Below are 7911 nucleotides of genomic sequence, written 5' to 3'. Positions count from 1 at the left end.
CCTCGCGATGGACACCCTTGTCTTAAGCTAACGGTTGGCGCTATCAACCCCCGTATCGGACTTTCACCGACTAGCTTGCGCCCATGCTGGGCGCACATGTAAAACGCCCGACTAAATCGGGCGTTTTAATTATTATTATAATTAATTAGCAGGTATCATTAATTTCTGTCCAGGGAAAATTAGATTAGGATTTGCTAATTTGTTGAATTCGGCAAGCTTTTCCCATGTTAAGCCGAACTTCTCTGCTATCTTCCAAAGTACATCGTCAGGATTTACTACATATGTTTCTGTAGCAGCCTCTTTCTTAGGCTCTTCTACTACAGGTTCTTTTGCTCCAACTTTTTCTATAACAGTCATTCTCGGTCTTACCTCTGCTGGTATTGATTCCAGTCCTTTAACATATTCAATGAGCACTTCATCAAGACCTGGAAGCTCAACTACCAGATTGCCTTCTTGAAGCATTGTGTAACCATCTCCACCAACTGCCATAAAGTCATTTGTTGCTACTTTGTATGTCTTTTCTAAATCTAAAGGCTGTCCGCCTATCTTAACATCTTTTACTCTCTTGCCTGCTTCCTCATTTAAGTCAAGCGTAAATGTTACACCTGCAACCTGTGCAAAGGAGCCTGCCAATTCGGGATAGTTGGCTGTTCCGTGCTCAAGAGCTGCCAGTATCTGGGCTCCTGTGTATTCCTTGACTATCACATAGTTTCCAAATGGAAGAACTGTAATTATTTCCTCCATTGTTATATCTCCCACATCAATGGATGCTCTTATTCCACCGCCATTGGTTATGGCCATATCTGCACCTGAAGCTGCTAGCATGGCATCGGTTATAAGGTTGGAGAGGTTGGTTTCTCCTCCTCTTACATGCTCTCTTACACCGTCAAGTTCTACATCAGTCTTTCCTACAACAACTGATGTTATTGCCTTATTCTCTTCTTTTACTTCTTCTATAATAGCTATTACATCAGCATCTGTTTCCAATTCTGCTGCTTCTTCATTGCTGAATACTGAAGGTTCAACAGTCTTCAATTCTCCGTCTGCGAATATCAGGTTTACTATTCCTAAATTGTTGTTATATTCGCCAGTTGAAACTATTTTAGTGTCTTTGCCTTCATTGTCTATTGTATCCAATGTTGAATGGCTGTGTCCGTCTATTATTAAATCGATACCTTCTACATTATCTCTTACCAGGTAAGATGTATCTACTGTTTCCTTATCAATACCCAAATGTGCCAAGGCTATTATTGCATCTACTTCTTTTTCCTGAAGCTCTGCTACTATCTTTTTAGCAATCTCTACAGGATTTGCAAATGTAAGTCCTTCTACATTCTTAGGATTAGTTTTGTATGCAGTTTCAGGAGTTGATAGACCGAATATGCCTATCTTTAATCCGCCTATTTCTTTTATTACATAAGGTTCAAGAAGTGTGGTTCCGTCAGCTTTTACCAAGTTTGCTGAGATTATTGGGAATTGTGCCATTCCAGCAAGTTCTACCAATCTATCCTGACCATAGTTAAAGTCATGGTTTCCTGGAGTCATTACATCGTAGCCTACAGCATTCATAACCTTGATTATGCTTTCACCCTTTGAAATAGTTGCAAAAGTCTGTCCATGGAGTGTATCTCCTGCATCAACTACTAATGTATTAGGATTTGCTGCCTTAAGTTCCTTTACTTTGGCTGCAACTTTTGCAAATCCAATACCTGCTTCAACCCTTGAGTGTGTATCATTGGTATGTACTATGGTTATGGTTACTGTATTTTCATCTGCGTATACTCCAGTAAAGGAACCGAATACTAATCCCATTACCATTGAAAGTACTACCAGCATACTTAGCATCTTTCTAAACTTTGTATTCATATTACACCCTCCTCTTATAATTTTTGTAGTATCTATGGTATTCTACATCTGGTAATAAAATCCTTCATGTTTTCAAAATATCTCCATTTATGGTCTACAGTGAAAAAAGAAACCTCTCCAAGCATTTATTCTTGGAAAGGTTTCTTGTAAATCTTAGTTATCAATCATCTTCACTGTCTTCAAGTTCTTTATATGGGGAGCATTCCACCAGCTCCCTTACATTGCTCATGCCTCTCTTCCAGAGATATGCAATATAAACCACAAAGACAGACAACATATAGTATCTTTGGGTCATAAGTATAAAATCATATATACCATGAAGTATTACAGGAACTATCAATGCCAATCGAAGGTACCTCTCTCTGTGCTCCACTCTGGCGAATCTAGCTATACCTAAATAATAACCCATGGATACGCCAAATAAGGCATGGGCAGGAACTGCAGTGATGGACCTTAAAAGCGCCACACTGAATCCTGTAGACAATACATAACCTATATTCTCAACAGTGGCAAAACCCAAGGATACAAAGACACTGTATACTATACCGTCGTACATTTCATCAAACTCATGATTTCGCCAGATAAACATATAGAAAATCAGAAACTTAAAGCCTTCTTCCACAAGACCTGCCACAATAAAAGCAGTATAGCCTGCGGCTACCAGGCTTCTATCCGCTTCCATATCAAACAGGTTCAATCTCATCTCTACCAGCAATACAGGTATTACAGCTATAACGCCCAACATGAAAGCTTTTATGAGAAGATGTCTTGGTTCCTTTTCATACTTATCCTTCATGTAGAAAAAGTACATGAGTGCTACCGATGGCGCTATAGAAGCCAATAATAATATCATGCTCTACCTCCCAGGCATAATTATCAGTGCAACACATAATTTACATTCAGACCGTTTAGATATTTAATAAAGTTATCCCTTTCGATGCCTTCCATGGGAGTGGGCTTTCCATTTACAATAGTCCCTGGAATAACATGAATATCTGATATATTTCCTTCCATGTCAACTTCAACATTGGCCATTATGGTTTTATTGTTTATATCAATCCTTGATGTAGTAAATATGAAATTGCCCAAACTGTAGAAAATAGGCTTATCTTTGTATATTTCAATACCTTGAACCACATGGGTATGATGCCCCATGATTATGTCTGCTCCGGCATCAATCATGCTGTGAGCTATGTATTTTTCCTCGTCCCTTATAGTTGTAGTACCTTCTTGACCCCAATGAACAGATACCACCAGCACATCACAATTTTTTTTCATTTCTTGTATGGTCTTTACGAATTCCTTTTCATGGACTTTGTATGCACCTATGATACCTGGTTTATTTTTTCCCGCATACCATTCCACCACAGGAACAACTTTTGTAAAGGCTAGAAAACCAACCTTTATATCTTTCTTTTCAATTATAGTTCCCTTTACTGCTTCTTCTTTGTTTCTGCCTCCACCGGCATAGAGAAGCTCATATTTTTTCAAGTTATCTAATGTATCTAGAAATGCATCTATCCCAAAATCCAGTACATGGTTGTTGGCAATACTCACAGCACTGAAATTGTTATCCTTTAATATTTTTAATACATCCGGCCTGCCTCTAAAGGTATATTCTTTACCCTCCATAGGCACTCCTCTCTTAGATATAGATGTCTCCAAGTTGCCCAAAACTATATCGCTTTCTTTCATCAGCGGTCCATATCCTTCCAGAACATAGCCATCTCCATACTTTTTCATATAGGAATCCACAGTTCCATGAAAAAGCATGTCGCCTACCATGGAGATTATAATTGTCTTTTTCTCACCAGGTTCTTCAGTGCTTGTTTCTTCTCCTGGTATTGCCTCCCTATCGTCAACTTCTGCGAAGCCCGTGCAAGAAGCTAATATAAAAACAAACATTAATAGGTATAAGACCATGAGCAACCTTTTCATAAAACCACTCCCACTATTCGTCATTTTCCTTTTTAAAATCTACCTCTATGACTTTCTTGTGGTCTACATTCGTACCGGAAACCTTTTCACCATATTCTGCTAACTCAGATTTTATGGCATTCCAGACAAATAATAAAACAGCTGCATCATCCAATATTCCAAGACCTATTAATACATCAGGCACAATGTCCATGGGGAATACAAGATAGAGCAAACCTGCCAAAATCAACAATTTCTTAAAAACAGAGACTTCTCTATCTCTTATATATCTTATGAGCAACTTGAATTTATTCATAGTGGATAACTCCTTTATCAGGCTCCAAACTTAGAAAGTTTCATGGCATTGGCAAGCAGATAATTAATCAGATATTTGCTCTGGAACATGCCAAGACTGCCTTTGTTGCAATTATTTTCAGTAAATCTGTCTGCATCATCAAATCCACAATATTCAGAGTGTATCATTACAGGCACCGGATGCCAGCTGTGTCCTTTAATAGGTGTTGGTGTAGAGTGATCTCCGGTTATGCACAACACATTTGGTTTCTTTTGCAGCAAAATTGGCAAAGCTTTATCTACTGCTTCAATGGTTTTCACCTTTTCTTTAAAGTTTCCGTCTTCTCCGAAGCTGTCCGTATACTTTATATGTATAAAAAGAAAATCATATCTTGAACAATTTTCTGTATATACTTTAAAAGCGTCTTCCGGAGTATTACCCGCATCCAAAACACTCATACCCACAAATTTTGATAGCCCTCTATACATTGGATAATGAGCTATACAAACAGGGTTAAGTTTAAATCTGTCCTGCATCCTGGGAATCCTGGGTTTAGCAGAAAATCCTCTCATTAAAAGTGAGTTGGCTGGTTTTAGATCCCCAATTACTTCACGAGCCTGTCGATAGAATTTATTTGCTATTTCTGCGGTAAATTTGGCTTTTTCAGTAAGAGGCTCTACTGCCAAAGGTTCTTTCCCTTCCATCAGCGGATCTGAATCAGTGAGCTTATCACATAAATCTTCTCCTCTGAACATAACTACAAACCTATGCTGCATACCCGGCTTTATTATTATTTCTACCCCATCTATAGACTTTATATTATTGCTCAATATTTCACAGATTTCCTGACATTTCTCTGTGGAAATTCTGCCGGCTCTCCTATCGGTTATAACACCATTTTCATCGGCTGAAGCAAAGTTACATCTTGCTGCCACGTCGCCATCTTTTATGTCCATATCCATACCCGCAGCTTCAAGCATACCTCTACCTATCTCATATTTCATCGGATCATAGCCAAAGAGCCCTAAATGCCCAGGACCGCTTCCCGGTGTAACTCCCGGCAACACAGGTATATGCCTTCCAAGGGCTGATTCTTTAGCCAATTTATCCATATTAGGTGTTATGGCATACTCTAAGGGAGTCTTCCTGCCAAATTCTTTGTTGGGAATATCACCAAGTCCATCCATAACAAGCAACACTATATTGGCATTATTGGATTGTACCAGTTTTTCAATCAATTCTTCATTAATGTCCATGAGCAACCCCTTCTTTCATATTGTTGTTGCCTTTATTATAACAATATACTATTTAATTTTGTACATTAGTTAATAAAATTATTCTTATCTGAACATATTGAGGACTATTGTAGTCAATCCTGTATGTTCAGCCAATATTTTAAAACCTATAGAAATAAGTATTATGCCCCCTGCAATCTCCGCTTTTTTCTTGAATATGCAGCCGCATTTGTTTCCAAGATAAACACCGATATAGCAGATTACAAATGTGATAAGACCTATAATTAAAGCAGAACTTAGTATGGAAGTCTTCAAGAAGGCGAAGCTTACCCCTACTGCCATAGCATCGATGCTTGTTGCTATGGCAAGCATGAACAATACTTTATTAGCCAATGGATCTGAGACATATTCACAATCCTCATCCATGGCTTCTTTCAGCATTTTTATTCCTATGAAGCCTAGAAGCACAAAAGCTATCCAGTGGTCATATTTTTCTATATAGTCCTTGAATCCTATTCCTAAAAGCCAGCCTGCCACAGGCATTAAAGCCTGAAAGCCACCCATGAACAAAGCTATCTTTACTCCATTTTGTGGTTTAAGATTCTTGATGGATATGCCGCTGCTTACTGATACAGCAAAAGCATCCATTGCCAGTCCAAATGCGATCATTACAATTGTCAAAATTCCCATTTTTATCCCCTTTCGTACTTCTACAGCATATGGAGTAACATACAAAAGCAAAATTTCTACAAAATTAAAAACTTATGCGCAGCAACCACTGCACATAAGTCTCATTATTTAAGGTATGCCAGATGTTTCCATCAGTATGTTGACATTACCCCGCAATTCTTGCGGTAATTACTCCCTTATGCGATATATTGTTTATATTGTTCCTTGTTATATTTTAGACTAAATATTGTATATAGTCAACATACTATTAATTCCTCTTAATTATATTGTTAGTTATTTAATATTTGTTGATATTTGGTTTCCTTTAGATTAATATAGAATAAACTAGTATAATTTACCAAGGAGGCTGAAGTATGAATTTCAAAGATTTTCTAACTAATATTCAATCAATAAGAAATTATGAAGATACTAATGTTGAGAGTTTTATACTAAGCGATATTAGAGCATACCTGGGCGAAATAAATACTACAGTAGGCAGAGAAAAAGGCTTTTCACTTATATTATTTGAAAATGGTCAGGATGTCTTCAAGAAGCTGGAAGGCGTAGGCGGGTACAGCGGAGTAATGATCAAGAGTCCCCACTATATAGGACTGAAGCTATACAACGAAAATGCTGAGACTGAGTTTTTAGGCGCATATTTTATGCAATCAGTAGTAAAGAAATTGTTTGAAATAGAATTGGGAAGCTGTTGGATAAATATCAGAAATGTGCCCTGCAATGTTAAAGCAGAACTCTTGAATGACGAAAATGGCAACATAAATTATATACTGGCCTTAGGTAAAGCAGATGAGAAAGCATTAAAGCAAAAATCCTCATCCTTACATGTGCAGAATATATCCACAAGCCCATACGGTTATAAGATTATCGAAGATAAAGGCATTGATAATGCAAGGCTTGCCGTTGGCGAAATAGTATACTTGAATCAGTGGGGAAATGAAGCAAGCTATGATGAATTGGAGAACAGAGGTATTGCAGATATATTCTTCTATGTAAGAAATGCTCCCTCCTATAAGAACATGCAACCTTGCCGCTTTATACTGAAAGATGGTGAAGCATACCTGGCAATACTCAATCCAGAAAACATAGAGAACTATGTGGATGCTGGAATCATGATGTATACAGCAGAAGGCCTGGCTAAGGATCTGGGCATACCAAGCAAATGGACCTTTGTGAAAGATAATGATGAAAACAAGGAATATAAAGTAGTAGCTAAAATAGAATTATAAAAGGTTGTAAGGCGTAAAAAAATAGGGGCAACCCTTGTGGTTGCCCGTGATTCGTATATTTATCAAACATGGCATTCATGACTCGCATACAACAAAAAGGAACATCCGCCTAACAACGGTGCGCCCCGTATCTTAATATCCTGTATAATCCTTTCTGTAGATAATCATTCTGGTAGTGTTATTGTCTTCTTCTGGAATATAATACTTGTCCTCTCTTAGCCCGCAAGCCCAGCAGCAGTATTCTGCTCTCATATGGCCTTGTTTGATAACCATTTTTACCGCATCTAAACCCAAATCCTCAAAGCAATGCTTCACCGCAGCTTTAAGGGCATCTTTACCATAACCTTTTCCTATATATATCTTTTGTCCTATAAGCATATCGATGTTTGCACTATTATCTTCCGCTACTTCTATTGTCAGTTTTCCTATGGTTATACTGTCTTCAGTGTTGATAGTGTAAACTTTTATGTTTTCGTCATGGCTGCAAATCAATTTTCTTAATGACTCTACTTCTTCAGATAAACACTTATGGTAATTTTGGGTTATTAGAGGATCACATGCCCATGTATGCACCATCTTCAGATCTTCTTCCGTCATCGGCACTAGGACAGATTTCTGACCCATAATAACATTAATCACAGCAACAGCCTCCACATAATAATAATAAATTGGAACAAATACA

General features: G+C 37.8%; 8 protein-coding genes. 1 reads left to right on the top strand and 7 read right to left on the bottom strand.

What is annotated here, in order from left to right:
• Positions 1 to 141 precede the first annotated feature (141 nt).
• The 6 genes from ACESM9_RS13010 to ACESM9_RS12985 all read right to left on the bottom strand — a co-directional run bounded on the left by ACESM9_RS13010 (position 142) and on the right by ACESM9_RS12985 (position 6003).
• On the bottom strand, positions 142 to 1866 hold the full coding sequence (locus ACESM9_RS13010; RefSeq protein ID WP_372999421.1) for a 5'-nucleotidase C-terminal domain-containing protein: 1725 nt from the start codon (positions 1864 to 1866) through the stop codon (positions 142 to 144).
• Between the two features lie 160 nt (positions 1867 to 2026).
• On the bottom strand, positions 2027 to 2719 hold the full coding sequence (locus ACESM9_RS13005) for a PrsW family glutamic-type intramembrane protease (RefSeq protein ID WP_372999419.1): 693 nt from the start codon (positions 2717 to 2719) through the stop codon (positions 2027 to 2029).
• A 23-nt stretch (positions 2720 to 2742) separates the two neighbouring features.
• Positions 2743 to 3804 (bottom strand): CapA family protein, encoded by a 1062-nt coding sequence (locus ACESM9_RS13000; RefSeq protein ID WP_372999416.1) that lies wholly within the window; start codon positions 3802 to 3804, stop codon positions 2743 to 2745.
• A gap of 13 nt (positions 3805 to 3817) precedes the next feature.
• On the bottom strand, positions 3818 to 4099 hold the full coding sequence (locus tag ACESM9_RS12995) for a YkvA family protein (protein ID WP_372999413.1): 282 nt from the start codon (positions 4097 to 4099) through the stop codon (positions 3818 to 3820).
• Between the two features lie 17 nt (positions 4100 to 4116).
• Positions 4117 to 5334 carry a 2,3-bisphosphoglycerate-independent phosphoglycerate mutase gene (locus ACESM9_RS12990; protein ID WP_372999410.1) on the bottom strand — a complete coding sequence of 406 codons (1218 nt, stop codon included), beginning with the start codon at positions 5332 to 5334 and terminating at the stop codon, positions 4117 to 4119.
• 84 nt (positions 5335 to 5418) lie between these two features.
• A complete protein-coding gene (locus ACESM9_RS12985) occupies positions 5419 to 6003 on the bottom strand; it encodes a manganese efflux pump MntP family protein (RefSeq protein WP_372999407.1) in 585 nt (194 codons plus the stop codon).
• Positions 6004 to 6356: 353 nt separating this feature from the next.
• On the opposite strand from ACESM9_RS12985, the gene ACESM9_RS12980 reads away from it, so the two are divergent.
• Entirely contained in the window at positions 6357 to 7229 is an 873-nt protein-coding gene (locus ACESM9_RS12980; protein WP_372999404.1) for a nitroreductase family protein, read from the top strand.
• A gap of 132 nt (positions 7230 to 7361) precedes the next feature.
• On the opposite strand, the gene ACESM9_RS12975 is transcribed toward ACESM9_RS12980, so the two are convergent.
• The coding region (locus ACESM9_RS12975) for a GNAT family N-acetyltransferase (protein ID WP_372999401.1) at positions 7362 to 7911 on the bottom strand (550 nt) is incomplete at its 5' end.

Origin of the sequence: Lutispora sp. (genome assembly GCF_041687175.1) — a bacterium.
Classification (GTDB): Bacteria; Bacillota; Clostridia; order Lutisporales; family Lutisporaceae; genus Lutispora.
The sequence above is the reverse complement of the archived record's forward strand: the minus strand, read 5'-3'. Positions and strand labels throughout refer to the sequence as shown.

Excerpts from the sequence above, each read along its gene's own strand:
- ACESM9_RS13005 (WP_372999419.1), bottom strand. The coding sequence starts at position 2,719 with ATGATATTATTATTGGCTTCTATAGCGCCATCGGTAGCACTCATGTAC.
- ACESM9_RS13010 (WP_372999421.1), bottom strand. The coding sequence starts at position 1,866 with ATGAATACAAAGTTTAGAAAGATGCTAAGTATGCTGGTAGTACTTTCA.
- ACESM9_RS13000 (WP_372999416.1), bottom strand. The coding sequence starts at position 3,804 with ATGAAAAGGTTGCTCATGGTCTTATACCTATTAATGTTTGTTTTTATA.
- ACESM9_RS12980 (WP_372999404.1), top strand. The coding sequence starts at position 6,357 with ATGAATTTCAAAGATTTTCTAACTAATATTCAATCAATAAGAAATTAT.
- ACESM9_RS12985 (WP_372999407.1), bottom strand. The coding sequence starts at position 6,003 with ATGGGAATTTTGACAATTGTAATGATCGCATTTGGACTGGCAATGGAT.
- ACESM9_RS12990 (WP_372999410.1), bottom strand. The coding sequence starts at position 5,334 with ATGGACATTAATGAAGAATTGATTGAAAAACTGGTACAATCCAATAAT.
- ACESM9_RS12995 (WP_372999413.1), bottom strand. The coding sequence starts at position 4,099 with ATGAATAAATTCAAGTTGCTCATAAGATATATAAGAGATAGAGAAGTC.